This is a genomic window from Mesorhizobium sp. M0698, assembly GCF_040320455.1.
Classification (GTDB): Bacteria; Pseudomonadota; Alphaproteobacteria; order Rhizobiales; family Rhizobiaceae; genus Mesorhizobium.
On the sequence record NZ_JAMYPQ010000009.1, the window covers coordinates 194135 to 218709 of the forward strand.

At 61.9% G+C, this 24575-nt stretch carries 27 protein-coding genes and 1 pseudogene; 17 read left to right on the forward strand and 11 right to left on the reverse strand.

Annotation, left to right across the window (positions count from 1 at the left end; all coding sequences use genetic code 11):
- The first annotated feature begins 123 nt into the window (after window positions 1-123).
- The gene (locus tag NKI16_RS19805; RefSeq protein ID WP_352621551.1) at window positions 124-1095 is read left to right on the forward strand and encodes a DUF2865 domain-containing protein; all 972 of its coding nucleotides are present in this window, start codon (window positions 124-126) and stop codon (window positions 1093-1095) included.
- A gap of 83 nt (window positions 1096-1178) precedes the next feature.
- On the opposite strand, the gene NKI16_RS19810 is transcribed toward NKI16_RS19805, so the two are convergent.
- A complete protein-coding gene (locus tag NKI16_RS19810) occupies window positions 1179-1532 on the reverse strand; it encodes a hypothetical protein (RefSeq protein WP_352451139.1) in 354 nt (117 codons plus the stop codon).
- A gap of 652 nt (window positions 1533-2184) precedes the next feature.
- Between NKI16_RS19810 and pstS the strand changes: the two genes are divergently transcribed.
- From pstS to phoB, 6 genes are read left to right on the forward strand one after another with little or no spacing between them, the layout of a single operon-like run.
- Complete coding sequence (gene pstS / locus NKI16_RS19815) at window positions 2185-3246, forward strand: phosphate ABC transporter substrate-binding protein PstS (protein WP_031212147.1); 1062 nt, start codon at window positions 2185-2187, stop codon at window positions 3244-3246.
- A gap of 59 nt (window positions 3247-3305) precedes the next feature.
- Complete coding sequence (gene pstC / locus NKI16_RS19820; RefSeq protein ID WP_023678531.1) at window positions 3306-4295, forward strand: phosphate ABC transporter permease subunit PstC; 990 nt, start codon at window positions 3306-3308, stop codon at window positions 4293-4295.
- Between the two features lie 3 nt (window positions 4296-4298).
- The gene (pstA, locus tag NKI16_RS19825) at window positions 4299-5150 is read left to right on the forward strand and encodes a phosphate ABC transporter permease PstA (RefSeq protein ID WP_023678532.1); all 852 of its coding nucleotides are present in this window, start codon (window positions 4299-4301) and stop codon (window positions 5148-5150) included.
- The gene (pstB, locus tag NKI16_RS19830) at window positions 5147-5950 is read left to right on the forward strand and encodes a phosphate ABC transporter ATP-binding protein PstB (protein WP_352923610.1); all 804 of its coding nucleotides are present in this window, start codon (window positions 5147-5149) and stop codon (window positions 5948-5950) included. The genes pstA and pstB overlap by 4 nt, the downstream gene beginning before the upstream one ends.
- A 32-nt stretch (window positions 5951-5982) precedes the next feature.
- Window positions 5983-6690 (forward strand): phosphate signaling complex protein PhoU, encoded by a 708-nt coding sequence (phoU, locus tag NKI16_RS19835; protein ID WP_023678534.1) that lies wholly within the window; start codon window positions 5983-5985, stop codon window positions 6688-6690.
- 16 nt (window positions 6691-6706) lie between these two features.
- Entirely contained in the window at window positions 6707-7396 is a 690-nt protein-coding gene (gene phoB, locus NKI16_RS19840) for a phosphate regulon transcriptional regulator PhoB (RefSeq protein ID WP_031212149.1), read from the forward strand.
- A gap of 9 nt (window positions 7397-7405) precedes the next feature.
- Here the strand turns inward: phoB and NKI16_RS19845 are convergent, their stop codons facing one another.
- A complete protein-coding gene (locus tag NKI16_RS19845) occupies window positions 7406-8650 on the reverse strand; it encodes an ROK family protein (protein ID WP_352480860.1) in 1245 nt (414 codons plus the stop codon).
- A gap of 286 nt (window positions 8651-8936) precedes the next feature.
- On the opposite strand from NKI16_RS19845, the gene xylF reads away from it, so the two are divergent.
- The 4 genes from xylF to NKI16_RS19865 all read left to right on the forward strand — a co-directional run bounded on the left by xylF (window position 8937) and on the right by NKI16_RS19865 (window position 14108).
- Window positions 8937-9977, forward strand: a complete 1041-nt coding sequence (xylF, locus tag NKI16_RS19850; protein WP_352480859.1) for a D-xylose ABC transporter substrate-binding protein — start codon at window positions 8937-8939, stop codon at window positions 9975-9977.
- Between the two features lie 142 nt (window positions 9978-10119).
- Entirely contained in the window at window positions 10120-11484 is a 1365-nt protein-coding gene (locus NKI16_RS19855) for a sugar ABC transporter permease (RefSeq protein WP_352574833.1), read from the forward strand.
- Between the two features lie 77 nt (window positions 11485-11561).
- Window positions 11562-12356 (forward strand): ATP-binding cassette domain-containing protein, encoded by a 795-nt coding sequence (locus NKI16_RS19860; RefSeq protein WP_352621554.1) that lies wholly within the window; start codon window positions 11562-11564, stop codon window positions 12354-12356.
- Window positions 12357-12485: 129 nt separating this feature from the next.
- Window positions 12486-14108 (forward strand): CHASE domain-containing protein, encoded by a 1623-nt coding sequence (locus NKI16_RS19865; protein ID WP_352621556.1) that lies wholly within the window; start codon window positions 12486-12488, stop codon window positions 14106-14108.
- Window positions 14109-14207: 99 nt separating this feature from the next.
- Here the strand turns inward: NKI16_RS19865 and NKI16_RS19870 are convergent, their stop codons facing one another.
- The 6 genes and pseudogenes from NKI16_RS19870 to NKI16_RS19890 all read right to left on the reverse strand — a co-directional run bounded on the left by NKI16_RS19870 (window position 14208) and on the right by NKI16_RS19890 (window position 17509).
- Entirely contained in the window at window positions 14208-14453 is a 246-nt protein-coding gene (locus NKI16_RS19870; RefSeq protein ID WP_006328050.1) for a YMGG-like glycine zipper-containing protein, read from the reverse strand.
- Window positions 14454-14535: 82 nt separating this feature from the next.
- Window positions 14536-14739: pseudogene (locus tag NKI16_RS34070) on the reverse strand (hypothetical protein); the annotation flags it as partial.
- Between the two features lie 55 nt (window positions 14740-14794).
- On the reverse strand, window positions 14795-14965 hold the full coding sequence (locus tag NKI16_RS19875) for a hypothetical protein (protein ID WP_023678539.1): 171 nt from the start codon (window positions 14963-14965) through the stop codon (window positions 14795-14797).
- Window positions 14966-15097: 132 nt separating this feature from the next.
- Window positions 15098-16132 (reverse strand): sensor histidine kinase, encoded by a 1035-nt coding sequence (locus tag NKI16_RS19880; RefSeq protein ID WP_352621558.1) that lies wholly within the window; start codon window positions 16130-16132, stop codon window positions 15098-15100.
- Between the two features lie 191 nt (window positions 16133-16323).
- Window positions 16324-16488: a DUF1328 domain-containing protein gene (locus tag NKI16_RS19885; RefSeq protein WP_023678541.1), complete on the reverse strand. Its 165-nt coding sequence runs from the start codon at window positions 16486-16488 to the stop codon at window positions 16324-16326.
- Window positions 16489-16714: 226 nt separating this feature from the next.
- Complete coding sequence (locus NKI16_RS19890; RefSeq protein WP_352451151.1) at window positions 16715-17509, reverse strand: response regulator; 795 nt, start codon at window positions 17507-17509, stop codon at window positions 16715-16717.
- Window positions 17510-17725: 216 nt separating this feature from the next.
- Here NKI16_RS19890 and NKI16_RS19895 point away from each other — a divergent pair, with 216 nt between their 5' ends.
- Window positions 17726-17929 carry a NepR family anti-sigma factor gene (locus NKI16_RS19895; protein WP_023720919.1) on the forward strand — a complete coding sequence of 68 codons (204 nt, stop codon included), beginning with the start codon at window positions 17726-17728 and terminating at the stop codon, window positions 17927-17929.
- A gap of 3 nt (window positions 17930-17932) precedes the next feature.
- Window positions 17933-18484: a sigma-70 family RNA polymerase sigma factor gene (locus tag NKI16_RS19900; protein ID WP_023678544.1), complete on the forward strand. Its 552-nt coding sequence runs from the start codon at window positions 17933-17935 to the stop codon at window positions 18482-18484.
- 29 nt (window positions 18485-18513) lie between these two features.
- Here the strand turns inward: NKI16_RS19900 and NKI16_RS19905 are convergent, their stop codons facing one another.
- Window positions 18514-18894: a response regulator gene (locus tag NKI16_RS19905; protein WP_352621560.1), complete on the reverse strand. Its 381-nt coding sequence runs from the start codon at window positions 18892-18894 to the stop codon at window positions 18514-18516.
- A 227-nt stretch (window positions 18895-19121) separates the two neighbouring features.
- Between NKI16_RS19905 and NKI16_RS19910 the strand changes: the two genes are divergently transcribed.
- Window positions 19122-19448: an ElaB/YgaM/YqjD family protein gene (locus tag NKI16_RS19910; protein WP_023678546.1), complete on the forward strand. Its 327-nt coding sequence runs from the start codon at window positions 19122-19124 to the stop codon at window positions 19446-19448.
- A 10-nt stretch (window positions 19449-19458) separates the two neighbouring features.
- Complete coding sequence (locus NKI16_RS19915) at window positions 19459-19938, forward strand: hypothetical protein (RefSeq protein WP_352621561.1); 480 nt, start codon at window positions 19459-19461, stop codon at window positions 19936-19938.
- Window positions 19939-19993: 55 nt separating this feature from the next.
- Here NKI16_RS19915 and NKI16_RS19920 read toward each other — a convergent pair whose 3' ends face one another.
- Window positions 19994-21520, reverse strand: coding sequence for a sensor histidine kinase (locus NKI16_RS19920; RefSeq protein WP_352621563.1), 1527 nt, complete (start codon window positions 21518-21520; stop codon window positions 19994-19996).
- A gap of 146 nt (window positions 21521-21666) precedes the next feature.
- On the opposite strand from NKI16_RS19920, the gene NKI16_RS19925 reads away from it, so the two are divergent.
- Window positions 21667-21840, forward strand: coding sequence for a hypothetical protein (locus tag NKI16_RS19925; RefSeq protein ID WP_292659198.1), 174 nt, complete (start codon window positions 21667-21669; stop codon window positions 21838-21840).
- A gap of 58 nt (window positions 21841-21898) precedes the next feature.
- Here the strand turns inward: NKI16_RS19925 and NKI16_RS19930 are convergent, their stop codons facing one another.
- Entirely contained in the window at window positions 21899-22819 is a 921-nt protein-coding gene (locus tag NKI16_RS19930; RefSeq protein WP_352621565.1) for a diacylglycerol/lipid kinase family protein, read from the reverse strand.
- A 252-nt stretch (window positions 22820-23071) separates the two neighbouring features.
- Between NKI16_RS19930 and NKI16_RS19935 the strand changes: the two genes are divergently transcribed.
- Complete coding sequence (locus NKI16_RS19935) at window positions 23072-24448, forward strand: PRC-barrel domain-containing protein (RefSeq protein WP_352621567.1); 1377 nt, start codon at window positions 23072-23074, stop codon at window positions 24446-24448.
- Window positions 24449-24575 lie beyond the last annotated feature (127 nt).

Below are 24575 nucleotides of genomic sequence, written 5' to 3' on the forward strand. Positions count from 1 at the left end.
AGAGCTAAAGTCTCTGGTGGCGGTTTGATCTACTTCAATTAGGAAAAACTGATTTAGCTAGTACTTATCCATAGTCGACAAAGAAATCCTGTTCTTGGTGCAACAAGGATAATGGTCGTTCCAGTGACACGCTTCTGGCCCCTCACGATTCTGATGCTGGTGTCGGCAATAGCCGTTGCGCTCGGCACATCCTTCTCCTACGCGGATAGCTGCGGTGCCATCAGGAGCCAATTGCTTTCGGCGGGGCGCAGCGGCGGGACCAGCCCCGAGCTTGCCCAACTGCGCCGGCAACTCGCCGCGATTCAAAAGCTTGAGAGACAACGCAGATGCACGGCGAAAACGGCCGGCTTCTTCTTCAATCCCTGCGCCGACCTGGTCAGCAGCAAGGCGGAGGTGCAACGGCAGATCGCCAGACTGTCGAATTCGAGCAGGGACACGTCCAGATTGAAGGCCAGGTTTGTCGCGCTGGGCTGCGCCGCCCCCGCTGCCAAGAAACAGCCGGCGCAGCAACACACGGCACCCAAGGCCCAGTCCGCAGGCACAACAATTGGCGGCAATCGGATGCTGTTTTGCGTTCGCTTGTCGGACGGATATTTCTTCCCCGCGCCAAAATCGCAGTTCGCCAAGGGCGACGATCTGAAGGAAACGGTCGATCAGTGTCGCTACATCTGCGACGATGCCGGCGTCGACCTCTATACGCTGAGCGACGCCACTCGCGAGACCGAGGAGATGGTCGCGCTCGAGTCGGGAAAACCCTATGTGGAGCTACCTGCCGCGTTCCGGTACCGCGACGACGCGAACTTCAAGGCCTGCGACGTCAAGCGCTATTACCGGCGCGTCGCCGAGCTCAGGGCACGAACCGTGACACCGGCCAACATGAGCAACGCCATCATTCCGTTGCCGACGGCAAAGCCGGATCTTGGCGTCGTCGCGGAAATTCCTGAATCCGGGATCGAAACTGCCGGTGCCGCTCTCGCAGGGGCAAAAACGCCGGTTTTCGAGGTGCCAGGGATTGCCCAGCATCAGTCGATCGAGAAAGCGATCGGCGCGCGGCCGGTGAGAGTGGTCGGGCCGGCCTTTTTCCCGGCGGACTGACCAGGGCGGGCGATGTTCCGAGACGGCTGGCCGGATAGCCGCTTCAAGGCCTGGAGCCGTACGCATCGACGGACGTCGGCTGGTTATTCGCAGACCATGCGGGCCCGTTTGCCGGGCTCGCTGACATTCTTGCAAGTTAGCGGCTTCGTCGGCTCCGGCGACAGCATGGGCGGGTTGTTGGTGACCCTCCTCCGAGGCGTTGCAACGGAAGCCGCGCTCCTGCGCACCGCCGGCCTTTTCGGCGTTTGCGGCGCCACTGGAAAGACGTCGGTCTCCAGTTGCGACTGTTCGGCTTGCGCCTGCGGCGAAGGCCTGTCCCAGAAACGGCGAACATCGAGCGGCTTGGGAATGATGACGGTGCCGTCATAGCTGCGCGCGCAGCCGCTTCCCAGAGGCAGCGCCAGGCACAGGAAGACAGGCAGAATCCGTCGAGACATCAGCAATACCCCTGCAAGCTTATAACGCTGCTTCGGCCTAACCGACAACCGGCGGAATAGGGCGAAGGGAGTAGATACCGTGAAGTAGAGTCGTCGCACTTCCAGTCGAAGGCGTTGCTCGAAGATCGAGCGCCGGGTCGGGCGCGGATGGAGGTCCAGCGCGAGTTAGAACCTTGCGATTCGTCAACGCTTCCAGCGTAAGGCCATGGTGCGATCGCACCATACCAAAGCTGCGCTCAGTGGCGACAATGGGATATTCGAAGTTCCGCTCCTCCAGTTACGGGCGGGAGCAGCGACCGCCGGCAAGAAACAGGGTCAGATTTACCCCAACGGACCTGTTTCGGCGATGGCGCGGCCATGACACGTTCTGGCTGCATGCAACGCGCTCCCGTCCGGCTTTTTTCTTTTAAAGCCGGTGGCTACGATCGCCGAGCAGACGATGCCGGCCGGAATTCACGCAAGCTGCTGATTCCAGCGGCAAACCGCGGCCCATGCCGACAAAGCCCGCGGCCGCTCCTTCTTAACCCGGCTGGGCGCCGTTACCGGAGCGACATGAAACTGTCATGCGACTGTAATAATCGGGGGCTATTGGCCTCAGCGGGCGCCGGAGGAATGGCGCCGAGAGACCATATTCCGAACAGGAGCAGGCCACATGAGACATTTCATCCGCTCGGCGGCCGTTGCGATTGCAATGGCTGCGGCGACGACCACCCTCACCCTGTCCGCCGCGCTCGCCGCGGACATCTCCGGCGCCGGCGCCACCTTCCCCTACCCGATCTATGCGAAGTGGGCCGACACCTACAAGAAAGACACCGGCGTTGGCCTTAACTACCAGTCGATCGGTTCCGGCGGCGGCATCAAGCAGATCAAAGCCAAGACCGTTACCTTCGGCGCTTCGGATGCGCCGCTCAAGGGCGACGAGCTTGAAGCGACCGGACTGGCTCAGTTCCCGATGGTGATGGGCGGCATCGTTCCCGTCGTCAATCTCGAAGGCATCAAGCCGGGCGAGTTGGTTCTCGACGGCCCGACGCTGGCCGACATCTTCCTCGGCAAGATCACGAGCTGGGATGACGAAGCGATCAAGAAGCTTAATCCGGACGTCAAGCTGCCTTCGCAGGCGATCGCGGTCGTTCACCGTTCCGATGGTTCGGGCACGACGTTCAACTTCACCTATTACCTCGGCGACGTCAGCGCGGACTGGAAAGAAAAGGTCGGCGTCGACAAGGCCGTGGAATGGCCGGTCGGCATCGGCGCCAAGGGCAATGAGGGCGTTGCCAACAACGTTTCCCAGACCGGCGGCGCGATCGGTTATGTCGAATATGCCTACGCCAAGCAGAACAAGCTCACCCACACCGATATGATCAACAAGGACGGCAAGAAGGTCGAGCCCACCGCGGCGGCGTTCTCGGCGGCAGCGGCCAATGCCGACTGGAGCTCGCAGCCGGGCTATGGTGTCATCCTCGCCAACGAGCCGGGCGCCGAGTCCTGGCCGATGACGGCGGCAACGTGGATCCTGCTCTACAAGAAGCCGGATGATGCCGCGACCACCGGCGAAGCGCTCAAATTCTTCGCCTGGGCATACGACAAGGGCGACGAGATGGCCGGCGAGCTGGACTACGTTCCGATGCCCGAAAAGGTGGTTGAGAGCGTCAAGGCCATGTGGGCCAAGGAAGTCGTCGGCGACGACGGCAAGCCGCTCTACTCGGCTATGTAATCTCCTCCAGGGAGGGCGTCGATGGCGCCCTCCCTGTTGCCTTCAATCGCGAGGACCCAATGACCATCGCTTCCGATGCCATGCCATCATCTGCAGCAGCCCGGGCCAGGGAAGCTACGGTGCGGCGCTTCGCGCTCACAGATGCCCTATTCCGCGGACTCACCCGCGCTTCCGCAATTCTTGTGCTGGTCATCCTCGGCGGTGTCGCGATCTCGCTGTTTGCCGGCTCATGGCAGGCGCTGTCGTCGTTCGGTTTTTCTTTCCTGACGACTGAAAGCTGGAATCCGGTCACGGAAAAATTTGGCGCACTGGCGCCGATCTACGGCACCCTGGTCACGGCGGCCATCGCCATCCTGATCGCGGTTCCGATCGGCATCGGCATTGCAGTCTTTCTCACCGAGCTCTGCCCGCGCCCGCTCAGGCGCCCGATCGGCATAGCGGTCGAGCTGTTGGCCGGCATTCCTTCGATCATCTACGGCATCTGGGGCCTGTTCGTGTTCGCGCCGTTCCTGCAGACGGCGATACAGCCCTTCATCATCAACGTCTTCCACGGCGTGCCGGGACTATCCAGCCTTTTCGCTGGCCCTCCTTACGGCATCGGCCTTCTGACCTCGGCGCTGATCCTTGCCATCATGGTGCTGCCCTTCATCACCTCGATCACCAAAGACGTCTTCGATACGGTGCCGGCGGTGCTGAAGGAATCGGCCTATGGCATCGGTTGCACGACCTGGGAAGTGACCCGGCGCGTGGTCATTCCCTATACCCGCATCGGCATCATGGGCGGCGTCATGCTTGGCCTCGGCCGGGCGCTCGGCGAGACCATGGCGGTGACCTTCGTCATCGGCAACGCCCACCGCATCAGTGCCTCCCTGTTCGCGCCGGGCACGACGATCTCGGCGACCATCGCCAATGAATTCACCGAGGCCGACGGCGACCTCTACACCTCCTCGCTGGTTTCGCTCGGCCTGATCCTCTTCGTCATCACCTTCCTGATCCTTGCCGCCGCCCGCTATATGCTGATGCGGATCGACGCCCGTACGGGAGCCTGACCGATGTCGACATCCTCATCGCTCCACAGCCGCCGCAAAGCCAGGAATTCGGTGATGATGGCGCTTTGCGTCGTCGCCGCCGGCATCGGGCTTGCCTGGCTGGCGCTCATCCTCGGCGCACTGGTCTATAAGGGCACAGCCGGGCTTTCGCTCGCGGTCTTCACCGAGATGACGCCACCACCGGGCGAGGCCGGCGGCCTGCTCAATGCCATCGCGGGCAGCCTGCTGATGACGATCATCGCCGTTGTCGTCGGCACGCCGATCGGCGTGCTGGCGGGAACCTACATGGCCGAGTATGGACGCTTTTCGCGCATCACCACCGTCGTCCGCTTCATCAACGACATCCTGTTGTCGGCGCCGTCGATCATCATCGGCTTGTTTGTCTATGAGCTGATGGTGCGGCCAATGGGACATTTCTCGGCCATTGCCGGCGCCGTTGCGCTTGCCATCCTGGTCATTCCGGTGGTCGTGCGCACCACTGAAGACATGCTCAACCTGGTGCCGAACGCGTTGCGTGAAGCCGGTGCCGCGATCGGCGCGCCACGCTGGGTGGTGATCCGTTCGGTCGCCTACCGCGCCGCATTGTCCGGCATCGTCACCGGCATATTGCTGGCGATAGCACGCATTTCCGGCGAGACGGCGCCGCTGCTCTTCACCGCGCTCAACAACCAGTTCTGGAGCAGCAATATCAACGCGCCGATGGCCAGCCTGCCGGTGACCATCTTCCAGTTCGCTCTCAGCCCTTACGAGGAATGGCAGCAACTGGCGTGGACCGGCGCACTCATAATCACCCTGACGGTTCTGGGCTTGAGCATCCTCGCCCGCAGCCTTACCGGACGCAGAGAGGACAGATGACACAGATGTTGTCCCCAGACATGACGATGGCCGAAACGGTCGTCGAGAAGACGAAGATCGAGGTCAAGAATCTCAACTTCTACTACGGCCAGAGCAAGGCGCTGAAGGACATCAGCCTGTCACTGCCTGAGCGCAGTGTCACGGCCTTCATCGGCCCTTCGGGGTGCGGGAAATCGACGCTGCTGCGTGTGTTCAACCGCATCTATGAGCTCTACCCAAAACAGACGGCCGAGGGCCAGGTGCTGCTCGACGGCAAGAACATTCTCGACCGGTCGCAGGATCTCAACCTCCTCAGGACCAAGATCGGCATGCTGTTCCAGAAGCCGACGCCGTTCCCGATGTCGATCTACGAGAACATCGCCTTCGGCGTCAGGCTCTACGAGAACCTCGGCAAGTCCGAGATGGACGGCCGCGTCGAACAGGCGTTGAAGCGCGCCGCGCTGTGGAGCGAGGTCAAGGACAAGCTCAACGCCAGCGGCTTGAGCCTGTCCGGCGGCCAGCAGCAGCGGCTCTGTATCGCCCGCACCGTGGCCGTGAAGCCGGAAGTCATTCTGCTCGACGAACCGGCTTCGGCCCTCGACCCGCTGTCGACTGCCAAGATCGAGGAACTGATCGACGAATTGCAAGCCGACTATACGATCGTCATCGTCACCCACAACATGCAGCAGGCGGCGCGCGTGTCGCGCCAGACCGCCTTCATGTATCTGGGTGAACTGGTCGAGTTCGACCGGACCGAGAAGATCTTCACGTCGCCCCGCGAGAAGCGCACGCAGGACTACATCACTGGCCGCTTCGGCTGAGCCGTTCCGATCATGCATATGAGGACAGGACCATGGGCGAACACACAGTCGCTTCTTTCGACGAGGATCTCGAGCAGATCAGCAAGCTGATCCGCGACATGGCCGACCTCGCCGGTTCGATGGTCGGCGGGGCGACCAAGGCCCTGTTGAATTCCGACAACGTGCTGGCGCAACGCGTCGTTTCCGACGACGCCATCATGGATGCGCGTCAACGCGAACTGGACGACCGCGCCATCACCCTGATCGCCAAACGCCAGCCGATGGCCCACGATCTTCGCCATGTGGTCGGAGCGATCCGCATGGCGGGCGACCTCGAACGCATCGGCGACCTTGCCAAGAATATCGCCAAGCGCGTGAGTGCGGTCGGCCTCAGCGCCACGCCGCGGGACCTGTCGCATTCCATCGACGCGATGGCGCAGCTGGTTCTCATCCAGGTGCAGGGTGTCATCGAGGAATATGCTGCAGGCGATGCGGCCGCGTTGGCCAAGCTGCGTGCCGCCGACGAGCGCATCGACGTCAAATACACGTCCGTGTTCCGCGAGCTGTTGACCTACATGATGGAAGATCCGCGCAACATCACCGCTTGCACGCACCTGCTGTTCTGCGCCAAGAATCTGGAGCGGATCGGCGACCATGTCACCAACATCGCCGAAAATGCGTATTATGTGCTGACCGGCGAGCAATTGCCGGTCAATCGTCCGAAGCAGGACGAAACGACAATGTCCGCACCGGTGACATGATGGGGGTGCCCAGCCGATGATCGCACCACGCATAATGGTGGTGGAGGACGAGGAGCCATTGGGTGTGCTGCTCCGCTACAATCTCGAATCCGAAGGCTACCAGGTCGAGGTGGTGACACGCGGCGACGAAGCCGAGATCCGTTTGCAGGAGAATGTGCCCGACCTTTTGGTGCTCGACTGGATGATACCAGCGGTTTCCGGCATCGAGCTCTGTCGTCGGTTGCGGGTGCGCCCCGAAACCGAGCGGCTGCCGATCATCATGCTGACCGCGCGCGGCGAGGAGAGCGACCGGGTGCGCGGGCTTTCGACCGGCGCCGACGACTATCTGGTCAAACCGTTTTCGACACCGGAATTCATGGCCAGGGTCAAGGCGCTGCTGCGGCGCGCCAAGCCGGAAGTGCTGTCCAGCGTGCTGAAGGTCGGCGACATCGTGCTCGATCGCGAATCGCACAGGGTCTATCGCAAGAAGAGCGAAATCAGGCTCGGGCCGACCGAATTCCGGCTGCTCGAGTTCATGATGCGGCATCCGGGCCGTGTCTTCTCGCGCAGCCAGTTACTCGATAATGTCTGGGGCGAGACAATCTACATCGACGAACGCACCGTCGACGTGCATGTCGGGCGGCTGCGCAAAGCCGTCAACAACGGCCGGATGCCGGATGTCATCCGCACCATCCGCGGTGCCGGCTATGCGATCAGGGAAGATTGACCCGCCTGGTCAGGCTACGTTCTTTCTGACGCTGGGCCTCATTTGCGCGCCCGGCGCGAAAATCTCCTGGTCGACGAAGCTTAGCGCCCGCATCGCGCAGCCTTCGCGGATCAGCGGCAATTCGTTCGGCTCTGTATCGAAGGAGATCGAGCCCGAATGCTGGCCGCCGGCGGTCTGGGCGATTGCCTTCCGCAAGGCCGGCTCGATCAGATCGAAGGCGGCGGCACTGGCGCCGACCATCGCGACCGGTGCCGGATCGATCAGCGCGAACAGCGAGCCGAGACCGAAACCCAGCGCTTCGCCGGCCTTGCGGTAGGCCTCGCGTTCCGGCCCATCTTTCTCGCGCGCCCGGGCCGCCAGTGCTCGCATGTCGGCGTCGCTGACGTCGGCGATCGGTTCGCTTTCTTCGCTCATCTGCCTGGCGTTGCGCCAGATGGCGTAGTTGCCGGCATAGGCCTCGATGCAGCCGCGCCGCCCGCAACGGCAGAGCGCGCCGCCCGGACGATGGATCATGTGGCCAAATTCGCCACCCGAGGAATGCGTCCCGGTGAACAGTTCGCCCTTCAGCACCAGCCCCATGCCGATGCCATGCGAAAGCAGGATGGCGATGAAGTCGTCGCGATAGCGATCCGGATTGCGCCAGCGCAAAGCCACCGCCATCATGTTGCAGTCGTTCTCCACCGTTGCCGGGATGCCGAATTCGTCCTCCAGCATGTCGGCAAAGGCGATGTCGGTCTGCGGCGTGATCGGCGACCACAGCATGGCGCGTGCAGGGGAGTCGGTAATGCCCTGAATCGCCAGGGCGATGCGGGCGACACTGCGGACGTCAAGGTCTGGATCCTGCAGCCGGCGCCGGACGATGGCCATGCATTCACGGATCAGCTCGTCGCGCGGCATGGTCAGCGTGTCCAGCCGGCGCTGTTCCTCGGCGACCACCTGTCCCGTATAGTCGATAATGGCGGCCGACAGGAAATTCAGCGACAACACCACGGTCAGCACCGCCGCCGCTTCCGGGTTGAGGGCGAGGCCGACCTGCGGACGACCGCGTTTCAACGAAACGGGCTCACTTGCCTTGCTCTCGGCGAGGATGCCTTCCCGTATCAGGTCGGAAGAGATCGCCGATATGGTCGAATGACTGAGGCCGGTAGTAGCTGCGATCTCAGTACGCGATGGCTGGCCGGCCCGGCGCACCGCCGAGATCACCATCGCCCGGTTGCGCCGGCGCAAATCGTCATGGCGGATTCCGACCGACATTGTTTTGCTTTCCTCCCGGTTGCCGCGGCCGCTCATGAACCGGAAGCCGTCGGTAATGTCCGACAAATAGTGTCGGACGCAGGCAAATAGTGTCAGATGCAGGTGGCGCTGTCATCGTTTATTCCGACGCTCGAAAAAACTCGCAGAGTCATCAAAATCCATCAGAATCGATGTTGACAGCAGCCGGAGATCGGGCCAGTATTTTTTCGAGGCTCGAAAAAATTAGAGCTTCTAAGCTGGTCTTTGAGCCAATTGGTCACGCCGTACGCGGCGCAGGGAGGATATGATGAAGAAATTCACGACCGCCATTCTGGCGGGTGTCGCCATGACGCTGGCGCTGGCGTCGGTGGCGCAGGCTAAAGACAAGGTCATCGGCGTTTCCTGGTCGAACTTCCAGGAAGAGCGCTGGAAGACCGACGAGGCCGCAATGAAGGCGGCCATTGAGGCCGCAGGCGACAAGTATATTTCCGCCGACGCACAGTCCAACCCCGGCAAGCAGCTCACCGACGTCGAGAGCCTGATCTCGCAGGGCGCCAGCGCACTGATCATCCTGGCGCAGGACGCCTCGGCCATCGGGCCGGCCGTGCAGAAGGCACTGGACGAAGGCATCCCGGTCGTCGGCTATGACCGGCTGATCGAGAACAAGGACGTGTTCTATCTGACCTTCGACAACAAGGAAGTCGGCCGCATGCAGGCCCGCGAAGTCTTCAAGGTGAAGCCGGAAGGCAACTACGTCTTCATCAAGGGTTCGGGTTCCGATCCGAATGCCGATTTCCTGTTTGCCGGTTCGATGGAGGTGCTGAAGGAGGCCATTGACGGCGGCAAGATCAAGAATGTCGGCGAGGCCTATACGGACGGCTGGCTGCCGGCCAACGCTCAGAAGAACATGGAACAGTTCCTGACCGCCAACGACAACAAGGTCGATGCCGTGGTCGCCGCTAATGACGGCACTGCCGGCGGCGTCGTCGCCGCGCTGACGGCGCAAGGGCTGGCCGGATCGGTTCCGGTTTCGGGCCAGGACGGCGACCACGCCGCGCTGAACCGCATCGCGCTCGGCACACAGACCGTGTCGGTGTGGAAGGATGCGCGCGAGCTCGGCAAGAATGCCGCCGAGATCGCCTCGCAACTGGCCGACGGCAAGCAGATGACCGACATTGCCGGCGTGAAGGATTTCACCACGCCCGGCGGCAATACCGTCAAGTCGCTGTTCCTGACCCCGGTCGCCATCACCAAGGACAACCTCAACGTCGTCATCGACGCCGGCTGGATCAAGAAAGAAGAGGTCTGCGCCGGGGTGACGGCTGGCACTGTTGCAGTCTGCAACTGAGCCGACGTTTCCGAAAAGTCCGAACGCCGCGGCCGCTCGCCGCGGCGTTTTTCCAACAAGAGTTGTTTTTCCGCTTCCGGCGGATAACTTCTAGGCTGCTTCCGGCATCCGCGGCAGACGGCAACCCGGCGGGAGAAACATCATGACCGACACGACGTCCAACACGCCGGTCGACAGCACGACAGACCGGGCACGGGAATCCGAACTCGGCATTGTTGCCCGATTTCTCAAGGCAACCGAACTCGACACGCGCATGCTCGGCATGGTCGGCGCGCTGCTGGTCATCTGGGTCGGCCTGCATGTCATTTCTAGCGTACGGCTCGGCGTCAATCCGTTCGACTTCGACAGCCGGACCTTCCTGACGCCACGCAATCTCTGGAACCTGTCGGTGCAGACTTCGGCCGTGGCCATAATGGCCGCCGGAATGGTGCTGGTTATCGTCATGCGCAATATCGACCTGTCGGTCGGCTCCGCCGAAGGCCTGATCGGCGTGGTCATGGGTTTTGCGCAGGTGCATTTCCTGGTGCGAATGGTCGGTCTGCAATTAGGCAACCCCTGGATCTGGATCCTGGCGCTGGCCATCGGCCTCGCGCTTGGCCTTCTGATCGGAGCGTTCCAGGGATACATCATCGCTTATCTCGAGGTGCCGGCCTTCATCGTGACGCTGGGCGGCCTTCTGGTCTGGCGGGGTGCCGCATGGTGGGTCGCCAGTGGGCAGACGATTGCGCCGCTGGATGCCACTTTCCAGCTGATGGGCGGCGGACCGACGGGTTCGATCGGTGCGCGATGGAGCTGGATCGTCGGAATTGTCGCGTGCCTGGCGGTTGTGTTCATGCTGCTCAACGGGCGGGTGCAGCGCAAGCGGTTCCGCTTCCCGTTACGCCCGATCTGGGCCGAGACGTTCCTCGGGGCCGTCACTTGCCTTGTCATCATGGGCGCCATATGGCTTGCCAATTCCTATCCTTGGCCGGTCGGCATCGTGAACAGATATGCGGCGGCCAACAATATAACCGTTCCCGAAGGCGGGCTGTTCATCGCCCATGGCATCGCCATACCCGTGCTGATGGCTGTAGCCGTAGGGCTGATCATGACCTTCATCGCCAAGCGTACCCGTTTCGGCCGCTATGTCTTCGCCATCGGCGGCAATCCGGAAGCAGCCAACCTTGCCGGTATCAACACGCGCTGGGTGACCATGAAGGTGTTCATGATCATGGGCGTGCTGGCGACGATCGCCGCAGCGATCTCGTCAGCCAGGCAGAACTCGTCGACCAATGCGCTGGGCACGCTGGACGAGCTCCTGGTCATCGCGGCGGCGGTGATCGGCGGCACGTCGCTCGCCGGCGGCTCCGGCACAGTGCTCGGCGCCATGCTCGGCGCGCTTTTGATGCAGTCGCTGCAGTCCGGTATGGTGCTGCTCGGCATCGATTCGCCGCTGCAGAGCATCGTTGTCGGAGCCGTGCTGGTGGTCGCGGTGTGGCTCGATACCGTCTATCGCAAACGGGTCTGAGCATGATCCCGCAAGGTGGAAACCGGTTTTCGTACAACTTGATGCTCAAGCAGGATCTATAGGGAGGAAGGACGAGCATGGCAGACAAAACCGCTCCCACGCCGCTGATCGACATGCGCAACATCTCCATCGCTTTCGGCGGCATTCGCGCCGTCGACGATGCCTCTGTCGACCTTTTCCCGGGCGAGGTGATGGCTTTGCTCGGTCACAACGGTGCCGGCAAATCGACGTTGATAAAAATCCTGTCCGGCGCCTACAAGTGCGATGCGGGCCAGATTTTCGTCAACGGCGAGGAGGCTTCGATCTCCAATCCCCGCGACGCCAAGAAGTACGGCATCGAGACGATCTACCAGACGCTGGCGCTGGCCGACAATGTCGATGCGGCCGCCAACCTGTTTCTCGGCCGCGAGCTGATGACCGGCTGGGGTACGCTCGACGACGTCGCCATGGAGGCCGAGGCGCGCAAGGTGATGGGCAGGCTCAATCCGCGTTTCCAACGCTTCAAGGAGCCGGTGGTAAAGCTTTCGGGCGGCCAGCGGCAGTCGGTGGCGATCGCCCGCGCCATCCTGTTCAATGCTCGCATCCTGATCATGGACGAGCCGACGGCGGCACTCGGGCCGCAAGAGACGGCGCAGGTCGGCGAACTGGTCAGGCAGCTCAAGGCCGACGGCATCGGCATCTTCCTGATCAGCCATGATATTCACGACGTGTTCGAGCTTGCCGACCGTGTCTGCGTCATGAAGAACGGTCGGGTTGTCGGAACGGCGCGCACAACCGACGTCACCCAGGACGAGGTGCTCGGCATGATCATCCTCGGCAAGTGCCCACCCGGCGCCATTCCGGGGCCGGGCGCGCTGAAGATCGCCGCATGAACGAGAATTAGCCGGCTAATCACAAGCCGCCAAAATGTGCCAGCCGTCACCATGCTTTCGCCTCGCCATTGTGTTGGCGTCGGGACTTGCCCATAAAGATGCCGAACCGTCCACGGGACGTATCAGCAATTGAAGAAGCTTTTTCCGACCGTCGCTTTTATCGCCGTCGCGCTGATCAGCCTGACGATGGCGGGTTTTGCCTATTTTGCCACCCAGGAGGCGGCCCGCATTAAATTCGAGGCGACGGCAGACGACGCGCTTAACCGGATCGAAAGCCGCATCGACCTGGACCTGTCGCTGCTGCGTTCGACCCGGGCGCTGTTCGACGCACGCAATGGCGGTATCTCGCAGGGCGAGTTCAAGGCTTTCTTCAACGCGCTCGACATCGACAATAATTTCGCCGGCCTGCGCGGCATCGGTTTCCTCCGCCTGGCGAAAACTGGCAACGAGGCGGCGGTCGAGCGCGACATCCTGCACGATCACGGCGCAAGCCATCCGATCTATCCCGACACGAACTTACCGTGGCGTACGCCCATCGTGCTGTTCGAACCGCTGGATCCGTCCAACAAATCCAGCATCGGCTACGACATGTTCACCGGGCCGGCGCGGCGCGAGGCGATCGAAAAGGCGATGGCCGACGACCAGCAGCACGCCAGCGGGCTCGTGCAGTTCGGCAAGGATACGGGTGCCGCGCAGACCTTTACCGGGTTCCTCGTCTTCGTCCGGCTCAATGTCGAAACCGCGCCGGACGCCGTGAACGCGACGAGATCCTCGACTGCCGGCTTCCTTTATGCGGCCTTCCGCGCCCGTGATCTGTTCCAGGCTGCGCTCAGCCGGGCACCATTGCTGCCGGTCAACACCGAGATCTATGACGGCACGGTGGACAGCGACAACCTGCTGTTCCAATCGGAAACGCCGCCTGTTTCGAGCCTCGGCGACAGGCTGCTGGTCACCCGCAAGATCACCGTCGCCGGCCGGCCGTGGGTCGTCCTGTTCAGGCCGACAAGTGCTTTCTCGCAACCTTCCTCGCGCGCCATCCCGGTGATGCTCGGATTGTTCGGACTGCTGCTTGCGGGCGCCATCGCGCTGGTGGCCCGCTATCAGGAGCGGGCCTATGAGGCGGTCTCGCTGCTTCACGAAACGACCGAAAAGAGCCTGCTGGAAAAAGACCTGATGCTGCAGGAGATGAAGCATCGCATCAAGAACTCGATCACGCGGGTGCTGGCAATCGCGCGCCAGACAGCATCGCACACCACCGACGTCCAGGAATTCTCGGCTTCTTTCTCGGCCCGGCTGCAGGCGATGGCGGCTTCCCAGGACATGCTGACGCGCTCACGCTGGCAGAAAGCCGATCTCGGCGACCTGCTGCGCATCGAGCTAGGCCAGGTGTTCGGCAGCGAGCTTCCTGAAGGGCTGCTGTCGGGACCGCAGGTTCTTCTCGATGAAAAGACGACGCAGGCACTCGGCCTCGTCTTTCACGAACTGGCGACGAATGCGCTGAAGCATGGCGAAGCCGGCAATTCAGTCGGTGCGCTGAAGGTCGACTGGTCGCTCGACGCCCGTAGCGGCACCCGGACATTGGCTCTCAACTGGCGCGAGGCCGGTCAGAAGAAGCTCGAGACACCGGCAAAGAGCGGTTTTGGCACTAGACTGATCGATCTCAACGTCACGCGCGAATTGCGTGGCACAATCAGGCGCGATTTTCGCGAAGATGGCTTGAACGTGGAAATCAAGGTTCCGCTGCCGGCCTGAAACGCCGTCTCGTGGGCCGCGTCGCAACAGCGCTCTAAAAGGGCAAACGCGGAGACAGGTGGCCTGCCTCCGCGTTTGCTGTTCGCCTGGAGCTCGAAACTAGTTGCAGCGAGCTGTGTAAATCCGGCCGTGACGATCTCTGTATTGGCAGTAGCCATTTTGCAGACGGCGAACGAGCAGACCGCCAATCGCACCAGCGCCGGCGCCGATCAAAGCGCCCTTGCCGCCGCCGACAGCGCCACCAATGAGCGCGCCGCCCACAGTGCCGATACCCACGTTCTCTTCCGTGGTGGTGCAGCCGCTGACCGCAACCACGGCAACCATGGCAATAATCATCTTCCGCATGGAGTCATCCTCACTTTTGTCCTCACTTTAATAAGCTCCAGCCGCCATTTAGCATGAAAGTACGGCCTTTGCCCGCACGATTTCATTGTTGATTAAGATAGTCTTTTTCGGGGCGTGCGCCGTTCGATGCTACCACGAACCCGGAAATCTCCAAGGACGCATCGAGCGTGCCGCTGGGACGCACGTTCCAGACGATCCTGTCATAGTCGTCCTCGAGCGCCGGATCGACGGCAAGGCATCTGGCGACGACATGTTGGGCCTGGCCCTGCAGGTCGGTGACCGCGAACTGGCACGGCCGAGCACTCGGGCAGTGGTTTCAAAGCGATCAAGCAGAGTTCCATTCAGATCAGTTGGGACGCGGCGGTCAGGACGATCGCGGCCATAAGCGCGACGGCGGCGAAGCGGAGGGGCGAAGCACGAGGCGCGGGCGCTGCGGACGCGTCGGGATCCTGAAAACCGCCCATCGAGACGCGAGCGGCCTGTTCCAGTCTGTTCAAGTCGGCAGCCGTCAAGGCCCATTCCCTTCATTTTGTGCCAAACTCAATCCGGTGGATCGGCACGTTCGGACAGGATCGGACTTTATGGTGAACAGTCGGTTAAAGATGGCGATGCGCAGCAAGCCTTCGCGCGGCGACCGCCGCTCGTTAATCCGTCTCGAAATTGCCGTGAGGAACGACAAGGCGGTATTCGAGGCGGTTCCCGGTGATCTCAAGTGTCGCCGTTCCATTCAATGAAGTGGGCACGACGCGTTCGAGCGCGACGCTGCCAAAACGCTTCTCACTGCGCTGATTGTCGTTGGCTCCGATCACTTCGGCCCATGTCAGCGACAGCGCAGGCTCGCCAGCGGAAGCTGCCGTCAGATCGGCCGTCACCTCGACGAAACCGTCGCTGCGCGACAGTGCGCCATAGCTGACCGAATTGACGGCGAGCTCATGCATGGCCAAGCCGATGTGCAAGGCGGCATTGGGGTTGAGATATGGATTTGCGCCGCGGAAGCGTAGGCTGTGCAAGGGATCCGCGCCGTACCTGCCGACCTGACCGGAAACCAGCTCGCGCAGCGCCGCTCCCCGCCAGTTGGATGACGTAACCAAATCCTGCGAGGAGGCCAGCGACTGCAATCGGCCCCGGAAGCGCGTCAGGAAATCGTCAATGCTGCCGGAATAACGGCCCGTCTGGGTGGCGATGCTCTGGATGATGGCCAAAAGGTTCTTGGAGCGATGACTGACTTCGCGCAGCAGCGCCTTCAACGTCTGCTCCCGGCGTTTCTGCTCGGTTGTTTCGACCATGGTGGTCACGACGCCCTGCACCGCGCCGGTCTCGCTGCGGTCGGCGTCTATCCACACCTGAAACCAGCGGGCGCCGTCATCGGCCGGCACGCTGAGTTCAAGATGTTGAGGATTGCCGGATACGATGACCTCGTGCTTGGCGGCGCCGATACGCTCGGCCTGCGCCGGCGGCAAGATGCCGTTGTTGTCGGAGGCATCGGAAGTCCAGGGCGCGCGCATGTTGCGCGCCCACACCGTCTTCATCTCGCGATCCTGGTACAGGACGGAAATCCCGGCATTGTGCAGTGCATGGAGAAGGGCCCGACCAAGCTGCATCCCGCTTTCGGCGGGATGCAAAGCGATGATCTCATCACTCTGGCCGCGGTCTTTCATTTTTCCGACTCTGGAACGCATCGGTCAATTTGCTCAACCCATGTCGGGCTGAACGGTTCGCGGAAAAATGGGTTCCAAAAGGAGGAGGTTCGTATCAAGCCTTAAAAAGCGGTCCGCCGAGCGGCATCCCGTTGGAGGACACTGCCCGGCGGTGGCTGGAAACCGTTTGAGGGGTGCGGCTTCCAGTGTTCGCTTGAATGGCCGCTTGGCATTCACGCTCGTCTGATCAGGCCGGCAATAAGCGATATGATCAGGAAGGCGAGAAAGATGAAGAACAATATCTGCGCTATGCCGGCCGAGGTGCCAGCGATGCCGCCGAAACCAAGCGCACCGGCGATAATCGCCACGACGAGAAATACGAGCGCCCAGTAAAGCATGATCGATCTCCTTCCAATGCTGCGGTGAAAACGTGATTCGCCTCCGTTTGTTCCACCATTTTCCGAAAAAGACGATGCTGAAAATCTTCAGGGCCCGAATTGCCGTGGTGTGTGGAAAGGTCCAGTTGGTTGCCCCAGTTGGTTGCCAGTGAATTGAGCCGGCGTCACGCCCATCTGATCCAAGGGAGTGGCTATCCCGGCGGCCTCAGTTCGGCCGCCGGCTGTTTCATGCCGCGGCTTTGGCGTGCCGGTCAAAGAACAGGGCCTGGCTGATAAGAGCCTTGACCATGTCCGGATTGAACGGCTTGGTGACGAGGAAAGCCGGTTCCGGCCGCTCGCCGGTGAGCAGGCGCTCGGGAAAGGCGGTGATGAAGATCACCGGCACCGAGGTGGACGACAGGATCTCATTGACGGCCGCAATGCCCGAACTGCCGTCGGCAAGCTGAATATCGGCAAGCACCATCTTTGGCCGCGCCTTGCCGAACATCGCCACCGCCTCGGCGTGGGTGCGCGCCGTTCCGACGACGCGGTGGCCGAGGCTTTCGACCATTTCCTCGATATCCATGGCGATCAGCGGCTCATCCTCGATGATCAGCACGTCGGTTGCCACCTGACGGGAGATCTCGTTGCTCGCCTGCGCGAGAAGTTCGGAGAATTGCTGTTCGTCGACGTCGAGAATCTCCGCCGCCTCGTCTTCGCTGAAGCCTTCGACCGCAACCAGCAGAAAGGCTTGGCGGGGACGAGGCGCAATTGCATTCAGATTGGCCGCGGCGCGCTGTTCCCATGCCGACTGGGCATGCTCCTGCGGAACGCGAATGGCCACCGAGGTGAAGAGCTTGGCAAAGACCTTGTAGAGCGCGATGCGGTCGTTCGATGCGTCCGGAAAGATGTCGACATCGGCAATAATGGCCTCGAGCATTGCGGCGACCAGCGCGTCGCCGCTCTCTTGCGATCCGGATACGGCGCGCGAGAAGCGGCGCAGGAACGGCAGGTGCGGAGCGATGGTTGCTGATAGGCTCATAGTGGACGTCTCCCTCATATGACGTGATTGCATGTTACAGCTAAAAACGGTTTGCAAGCCCAGCAATTGAAACGCTGGCTCCTTGAAAAAGGTTCCAATCGTGCGGAACTAATATGTGAGGCTGGCGTTTAAAGGCGGGTTGGGCAACCAGACGAGGCTGCCGCTTGCCTTGCGTTATGTGTTGAAGGGCGGCTTAAGGCTGGGACGAAGGGCGAAATGAAGAACATGACGAAAGCTACCACGGCTGGCGTTGGCAACGGGCGCCGGGCTGCTTCCCGCGACCCGCTTGGGCCGAACTCGGAAATCGGCCGCAAACTCAAACAATACTATGACGAGCTGGTCTCCGACAATGTGCCGGATCGCTTCGCCCAACTGCTCAGCCAGTTGGAAAAGGCCGAACCTGTACAAAAGAAGGACTGAGGCATGGCGGCCGTCTCTCAGGGCTTCAAGACCGACTTGCTCGGCTCGATCCCGAGCCTGCGGGCTTTTGCCGTGTCGCTGACGCAAAACGCCGACAAGGCCGACGACCTGGTGCAGGAAACATTGGTCAAGGCCTGGGACAAGCATGAAAGCTTCCAGCCCGGCACCAATCTGAAGGCGTGGCTGTTCACGATCTTGCGCAACGAATTCTATTCGCAGATGCGCAAGCGTGGCCGCGAGGTGCAGGACAGCGATGGCGTCATGACGGCCAGGCTTGCCGTTCATCCGGCCCAGCACGGCCAGCTCGACCTCGAAGACTTTCGCGGCGCGCTCGAGTTGCTGCCAGAAGACCAGCGCGAAGCCATTATCCTCATCGGCGCGTCGGGCTTCTCCTACGAGGAAGCGGCCGAGATCTGCGGCTGCGCCGTCGGAACGATCAAGAGCCGCGTCAGCCGCGCCCGCACACGGCTGCAGGAAATCCTGAAGATCTCCGGTGAAGACGAGTATGGCCCGGACGCAATTTCGGCTCAGGTAACCGGGTCGACGGCTGCGTGAAGCGCGGCGTGTTCGAACCGCTCCGCGCCTCAGCGAAGAGGCGTGCGCCTGCAGGCCGTTACCACTGCCTCGACGAGATCGTCTCCCGAATAGGGCTTGGTGACCAGCCTGACGCCGGGAAAGGATTTCTTGATCTCGTCGGTATCCGAATAGCCCGAGGCGAAGACGAACGGGATGCCCGCTTCACGCAGCCGCGAAGCAAATTGGAGCGTCGAAACGCCGCTCAGCATGAGGTCGACGATGGCCACATCGAACTGCGCGGCAACGTCTTGCTGTTCGATCTCAGTCAGATCACGGGCGATGACCACATTGAGCGCGCCGTAGTCGCGGCAAAGCTGCTCGATATCCATGGCAATCAGGAACTCATCTTCCAGGATAAGAATCCGCAAACCGTCAAGTGATGCGCGCACGCAGCAATATCTCCTTAAATGCGTCTCTAACGTGAAACGGGGGAAGTCATGATCGTTATTTGGCATGCTGTCATTTAAAAAAGACGTGCCGGCGCGGATGCGTCGGCCTCGGCCCGTGCAAGGCATTTGCAACGCGCGCTGCCGGAGATAGGGTTAGAAGAGGTTCGTGCCGGAACCTTGGGGTCTGTCGGGCGTTTCGACCGAGCAAAAGCATGGAGAGTGAAGCAATGGCGACTGCCGCAGGAAAGGCCGCGAACGAAGCCCGCACGAATTCCGATATTGAGGCCGACATCGCACAATTGAAGGCCGACATCGACCAACTTACCAAGCTGTTGGCCAAAACTGGCGAACATGGCTACGGGGCAGCACGGCGAGCCGCCGCCGAAAGCGTCGAGCAGTTGCGAACCCAGGGCGAGGCAGCCTTCGACAGCCTGCGCAGCAACGCCAGGGACATCGAGGCGCAGATGATAGCGCATATGCGCGAAAAACCGGTGACTTCGCTGGCGATCGCCGCAGGCGTCGGATTCCTCTTCGCTCTTCTCGCGCGCCGTTAGTTCTGCACGCATGGGAATGCTTGCATCGCTGATCTCGGGCCTCGCCTCGGGCGAAACCATTGCGGCGGTGCAACGCGCACGCGTCGCTGCGATTGTCTATTCGATCGCAGCGCTCGCGGCGCTGTGCGGCCTCGGCTTCCTCGTCGGGGCGGCCTATATCTGGACGGCGGCCCGCTATGGGCCGATGGCAGCTTCCCTGAGCTTCGGGATCGGCTTTCTGGCAATCGCCGGTCTCATCCTGCTCGTCTACTGGATGTCGGCCGGCTCGCGCGCCAGGCGCCGGGCGAAGCGACGCAACGCCGACATGAAGGCTATCGGCATCACTGCGGTACTCGCCGTGCTGCCGGCGCTGCTCAAGGGCAAAGGTGGCCCGGGGAAGGCCGGACTGGGCGCGATTCTCGGCCCGGCGATAGCACTCGCCGCCTACGCTATCTACCGCGAGAACGTGAAGCGCGGCTCCGATGATCCGGATACCGGCAAACGGGAATAGTTCGGAGGGATAGTTCGGGGCAAACGATTCTGGCGCCGGTCGCAAAATGCTGGCGTCACAAATCTTCGAGCGGAATCGATATTTCGGCGACCACGCCTTCCGGCCGGAATTCATGGGTCACCTCGCTGGAAATGACCTTGGCCAGGCTGCGGCGGATCAGGATCGAGCCGAAGCCATGGCGTTCGGGCGGCGCAACCCGCGGGCCGCCGCTTTCACGCCAGGCCAGCAACAAACGCCGTGCGCCCTTCCTGCCTTGTACCTTCCAATCGAGATCGACCTTTCCGGAGGAAACCGAGAGCGACCCGTATTGCAGTGCGTTGCTTGCCAGTTCATGCAGGATCAGCCCGAGCCCGACTGCCTGGTCGGGTGAGAGCAGGACATCGGCGCCGGAGATCGCCATGCGCGATTGTCCGGCGGCTTGGAACGGCTTTAGCTCGATCTCCACCAGCTCGCGGATGCCGATGCCGCGCCACTCGCGGTCCGACAGCAGGCTGTGCGCAACGCCCAGTGCCTGCAGCCTGGCGCTGAAGGCTTCGAGGAATTCGCTTGGCTGGCGGGCATGGCGAACGGTCTGCGTCGCCAGCGCCTGTACGGTTGCCAAAGTGTTCTTGACGCGGTGATTGAGCTCGCGCAGCAACAGCCGTTGACGTTCGTCGCCAAGTTTGCGTTCGGTAATGTCGTAGTTGACGCCGAAGATCAGCGTTGGCTTGCCCTCGCCGTCGCGCTCTATGACGCGGCCGCGCGTTGCGATCCATCGCGGCGGATCGAGGCCTTTGACACGGTATTCGCCAAAATAATCGTCGCTGCCGGTCAGCGCGTCGCGAAAGCGTGTTTCGGTCTGGTGAACGTCGCGCGGGTCGATGGCGGTCAGGATGTCGCGCGCCCTCAGCCTGTTCGACTTCGGCAGGTTGAACAATTCGGGCAGCAGGACATCGCAGTCGATCATATCGCTGCGGATATCCCATGCCCAGCTGGCAAGCGAAGCCGCGTCGAGCGCGATAGCGCGCCGCTTTTCCTCTCGAACCAGTGCTGCCTTGGCAATCGCCGCACTGCGGGTTGCATCCTTCAGCGTGAACAGGCTGGCGGCAAGGCCGGCCAGCGCCGACAGCTGGTCGAGCTGGACAGAGGAGGGACGTGCGTGCGGCTTCCGGTCGAGCACGCACAGCGTGCCGATCAGCGCGCCGTCGATTACGATGGGCACGCCTGCGTAAAAGCGGATATGATGCTCGCCGGTGACCAGCGGATTGGCTTTGAACCGCGGATCCGCCGCCGCGTCGGCCACGACCATCGGCACGTTGCCGGCTGCGATGGTATAGGCGCAGAACGATGTCTCGGTTGCGGTTTCGGTCTCGTCGAGGCCGATACAGGACTTGAACCACTGCCGCTCGGCATCGACCAGCGTGATCAGTGCGACAGACGTTTGCATCGCCGAAGCGGCAAGACCGCCGATACGATCGAAATCAGGGTCGGCAGCCCCGTCCAGCGTGTCGAGGCCGTGCAGCACGGCAAGACGGTCCGCGGCGCCCACCACACGGCGAATATCGGCCGGCAGGCCCGGCGTGTTCTGGCTATTGTCGTCCACTATGCCCCCGGTGGCCGGCTCCGCTGATTGGTCAGGCCAACCGGCCCGTCTGCCGCCTTGCAGAGCCGGAACTTTCGCGGCGGGGGACCGTTACCAGCCAACGCCCCGCCAGTTACGCCTGCCGGCGCCAAATATGGAGCCAGACAATGCCAAAAACCATTCCTGAAAACAAAGCCCGTCAAGGGCGGCGGGGTCGGCATGTCCTTCGTATCCTGATCGCCGCGCTGTTGCTGGCTTTTATCGCCTGGGGCGTCGCCGAAATCTACGGCTGGATGATCGAGACGCCGAAGACCGAACAGGGCAACACGCCCAGCGGCTAGGTTCTCTCCATCGCTCGCGCCAGTTTGCATCACGCAACCCCACATCACGCATCCCACGTCAGGCAACCTTTGCCTCGGCGGCGCGCGCCGGGACGAGAACATTCAACGCGCGCGGATGGATTTCGACGGTCGTCTCGCGATCGAGCTTTACCAGTTCGCCGTCCATGACGGCCTGAACTTTCCTGTTCGTCGAATGGATTTTCAAAACGGCGCGGTTTGCCTGATGGATTTCGACATGCTCGTTGCCGCGCCATTTGCCACGGGCGACGTCAAAGAGGAACCTGATCAATTCGCCGCGCCGCCGCGCCACGGTGACATAGATGCCCAGCACGCCGCCTGCCGGATTATCGGCATAGGGCAGGTGGCCCTCGCCAAACAGATTGTTGGTGATGCCGATACCGGTGATCCGGGTTCTGATCTCGGCCTCGCCGATCGTCAGCGTTACGTTCATCGCCGGTGGATTGTTGATCGTCGCCCAAGCGGCTCGCACCGAGGCGCGCATCTTCCCCAACCGCGAGCCGAATTCCATCTTCTGGCGCAGTTGCACCATCCTGGCGTGCATGCCGATCGAGAATTGATGCACGAAAGGCCGGCCGTTGGCTGTTGCAATGTCAATCGCCATCACCTCGCCGTCGGCAAACGATTTCAGTGCCGCATCGAGGGTCTGCGGAATACCGAGGCCGCGCGCAAAAAGGTTCATTGTGCCAGCCGGCAGAATTGCCAGCGCCTTCTCCCCATTCATCAAACGGGCTGCCGCGGCCGAAATGGTTCCGTCGCCGCCGCCAGCCAGCACGACGTCGATGCCGCGCCTGGAAGCTACGCCGTCCAGCGTGGCAACGATATCCTTGCCGGCGACGATTTCGATATCGATCGAGTGGCCGGCAGTCTCAAGCGTGCCGCGCATCCGACTGGCGAAGGCCTCAAGATCGATGGTGCGCAGGGTGCCCCCGTCCTTGTTCAGCACCGCTGCAAACTGCATGGCCGTTCCATTTTCCAGCACCTATCGGGCCGGGACGGAGCCCCAGCCGGGAGTGGAACGGGGCGGCCGAGAAAATGTTCCTTTCGACCAACGCGGCGAATCCGAGAACCATTGACATCGCACCGGGTGCACCACGGCTTTTTTCGGAACAACAGTGTGGTCACAACGTTGTGAACATGCAGAAGACGCTGCGCCCGCAGCGACGCTATGCGGGCACGGCGTGCACGAAATCACCGACGAGGAGACACTAAGATGATCCGCACCCTTTTAACCACGACAGCAGTCGCAACATTGATTGCGACGGGTGCATTTGCGCAATCGGCGACGACCCCGGCGCCGGCGCAAGCACCCGCCGTAGAGAATTCCGCTCCAGCCGCTCCGGTGCAACGCGCCGAGGGCAGCCTTGTCACCAATATCATCGGCGAGTCGGTTTATAACGGCACCGGCGACAATGCAGAGAATATCGGCAAGGTCACCGATGTCGTCTTCGACGAACGCGGCCAGGTAAAATCCATCGTCATCGGCGTCGGCGGGTTCCTCGGCATTGGGACCAAGAACGTCGCCTTCGACTACAGCAAGATGCAATGGGCCGAAAGAAATGGCGATCGCTGGCTGATAGCGCAAACGACGAAGGATGAGCTGACGGCTCATCCGGATTTCGACCGCAAGCCCTATGATCCGGCGCCTGCGGCGACAGACACCACGGCTACGGCTCCTGCCGCTCCGTCGACCTCCACCGATACGGCGCAGAACGCCCCGGCGGCGCCGGCCGGTAACAACCCCGCTCCGGTCGTGAAGCGCGCGGAAGGCAATCTTGCCACCAATATCATCGGCGAGACCGTCTACAACGGTACCGGCGACGACGCCCAGAACATCGGCGACATAAACGACATCGTCATCAACAAGGAAGCCAAGGCGCAATCGCTGGTCATCGGTGTCGGCGGCTTCCTCGGCATAGGTGAAAAGAACGTCGCCTATGATTTCGACAAGGCGCAGTGGGCCGAGAGGAACGGCGATCGCTGGCTGGTTGCCCAAACCACCAGGGAAGAGCTGACGGCGCAGCCGGATTTCGACCGCAAGCCCTATGATCCGGCCCCGGCGACCACAGCGTCGAACGATGCCGCGGCTAATGCGCCAGCCGTCGTCACGCCTACTGTGACGGCCAGCAACACTGCCACGACCGATAACACTGCGACGACCAACAACACTGACCAGGCCGGCAAGACGGCTCAAAATGCCCCAGCGCCCGCAACGACGGCAGACCAGACCAAGACCGGGTCGATCGACAAGTCGACACTGACTGAAATGCCGATAGGCGAAATCCGGGCCGAGGATCTGGTCGGAACAACCGTCTACGGCGCCAACGATGTCAACGTCGGCGAGATCGGCGATATCGTGCTGGGCGGCGACAAGAAGGTCGACGCAGTCATCATCGACGTCGGCGGCTTCCTTGGCATCGGCGAGAAGGAGGTGGCGGTCGGCATGGACAACCTGAAATTCATGACCGACAAGAACGGCAAGCGCTATCTCTACACGAACTTCACCAAGGAGCAGCTTGAGGCGCAGGCCGCCTATGACAAGGCCAGCTATGCGCAAAATCGCGAGAAACAGCGCATGATCATGCGCTAAGCTGCGCACAGGTCGACAGAGAAGCGGGGGGCGGGGGCCGGGCGGGGGGGTGGGTTTTGTGTGTGGTGGTTAAAAGTTAACACCCCGGCCGCGCAGCCCTGCGAGCGGTGGGGGGAGGGGAGGGGGT

What these genes read in the sequence shown, in the direction of transcription:
- phoU (WP_023678534.1), top strand. Translation starts at nt 5,983, where the DNA reads ATGGGCGAACACACAGTCGCTTCTTTCGACGAGGATCTCGAGCAGATC.
- phoB (WP_031212149.1), top strand. Translation starts at nt 6,707, where the DNA reads ATGATCGCACCACGCATAATGGTGGTGGAGGACGAGGAGCCATTGGGT.
- NKI16_RS19860 (WP_352621554.1), top strand. Translation starts at nt 11,562, where the DNA reads ATGGCAGACAAAACCGCTCCCACGCCGCTGATCGACATGCGCAACATC.
- NKI16_RS19870 (WP_006328050.1), bottom strand. Translation starts at nt 14,453, where the DNA reads ATGCGGAAGATGATTATTGCCATGGTTGCCGTGGTTGCGGTCAGCGGC.
- NKI16_RS19910 (WP_023678546.1), top strand. Translation starts at nt 19,122, where the DNA reads ATGGCGACTGCCGCAGGAAAGGCCGCGAACGAAGCCCGCACGAATTCC.
- pstA (WP_023678532.1), top strand. Translation starts at nt 4,299, where the DNA reads ATGTCGACATCCTCATCGCTCCACAGCCGCCGCAAAGCCAGGAATTCG.
- NKI16_RS19810 (WP_352451139.1), bottom strand. Translation starts at nt 1,532, where the DNA reads ATGTCTCGACGGATTCTGCCTGTCTTCCTGTGCCTGGCGCTGCCTCTG.
- NKI16_RS19900 (WP_023678544.1), top strand. Translation starts at nt 17,933, where the DNA reads ATGGCGGCCGTCTCTCAGGGCTTCAAGACCGACTTGCTCGGCTCGATC.
- NKI16_RS19855 (WP_352574833.1), top strand. Translation starts at nt 10,120, where the DNA reads ATGACCGACACGACGTCCAACACGCCGGTCGACAGCACGACAGACCGG.
- NKI16_RS19885 (WP_023678541.1), bottom strand. Translation starts at nt 16,488, where the DNA reads ATGCTTTACTGGGCGCTCGTATTTCTCGTCGTGGCGATTATCGCCGGT.
- NKI16_RS19915 (WP_352621561.1), top strand. Translation starts at nt 19,459, where the DNA reads ATGGGAATGCTTGCATCGCTGATCTCGGGCCTCGCCTCGGGCGAAACC.
- NKI16_RS19925 (WP_292659198.1), top strand. Translation starts at nt 21,667, where the DNA reads ATGCCAAAAACCATTCCTGAAAACAAAGCCCGTCAAGGGCGGCGGGGT.
- pstS (WP_031212147.1), top strand. Translation starts at nt 2,185, where the DNA reads ATGAGACATTTCATCCGCTCGGCGGCCGTTGCGATTGCAATGGCTGCG.
- NKI16_RS19935 (WP_352621567.1), top strand. Translation starts at nt 23,072, where the DNA reads ATGATCCGCACCCTTTTAACCACGACAGCAGTCGCAACATTGATTGCG.
- xylF (WP_352480859.1), top strand. Translation starts at nt 8,937, where the DNA reads ATGAAGAAATTCACGACCGCCATTCTGGCGGGTGTCGCCATGACGCTG.
- NKI16_RS19880 (WP_352621558.1), bottom strand. Translation starts at nt 16,132, where the DNA reads ATGCGTTCCAGAGTCGGAAAAATGAAAGACCGCGGCCAGAGTGATGAG.
- NKI16_RS19895 (WP_023720919.1), top strand. Translation starts at nt 17,726, where the DNA reads ATGAAGAACATGACGAAAGCTACCACGGCTGGCGTTGGCAACGGGCGC.
- NKI16_RS19890 (WP_352451151.1), bottom strand. Translation starts at nt 17,509, where the DNA reads ATGAGCCTATCAGCAACCATCGCTCCGCACCTGCCGTTCCTGCGCCGC.
- pstC (WP_023678531.1), top strand. Translation starts at nt 3,306, where the DNA reads ATGACCATCGCTTCCGATGCCATGCCATCATCTGCAGCAGCCCGGGCC.
- pstB (WP_352923610.1), top strand. Translation starts at nt 5,147, where the DNA reads ATGACACAGATGTTGTCCCCAGACATGACGATGGCCGAAACGGTCGTC.
- NKI16_RS19845 (WP_352480860.1), bottom strand. Translation starts at nt 8,650, where the DNA reads ATGTCGGTCGGAATCCGCCATGACGATTTGCGCCGGCGCAACCGGGCG.
- NKI16_RS19930 (WP_352621565.1), bottom strand. Translation starts at nt 22,819, where the DNA reads ATGCAGTTTGCAGCGGTGCTGAACAAGGACGGGGGCACCCTGCGCACC.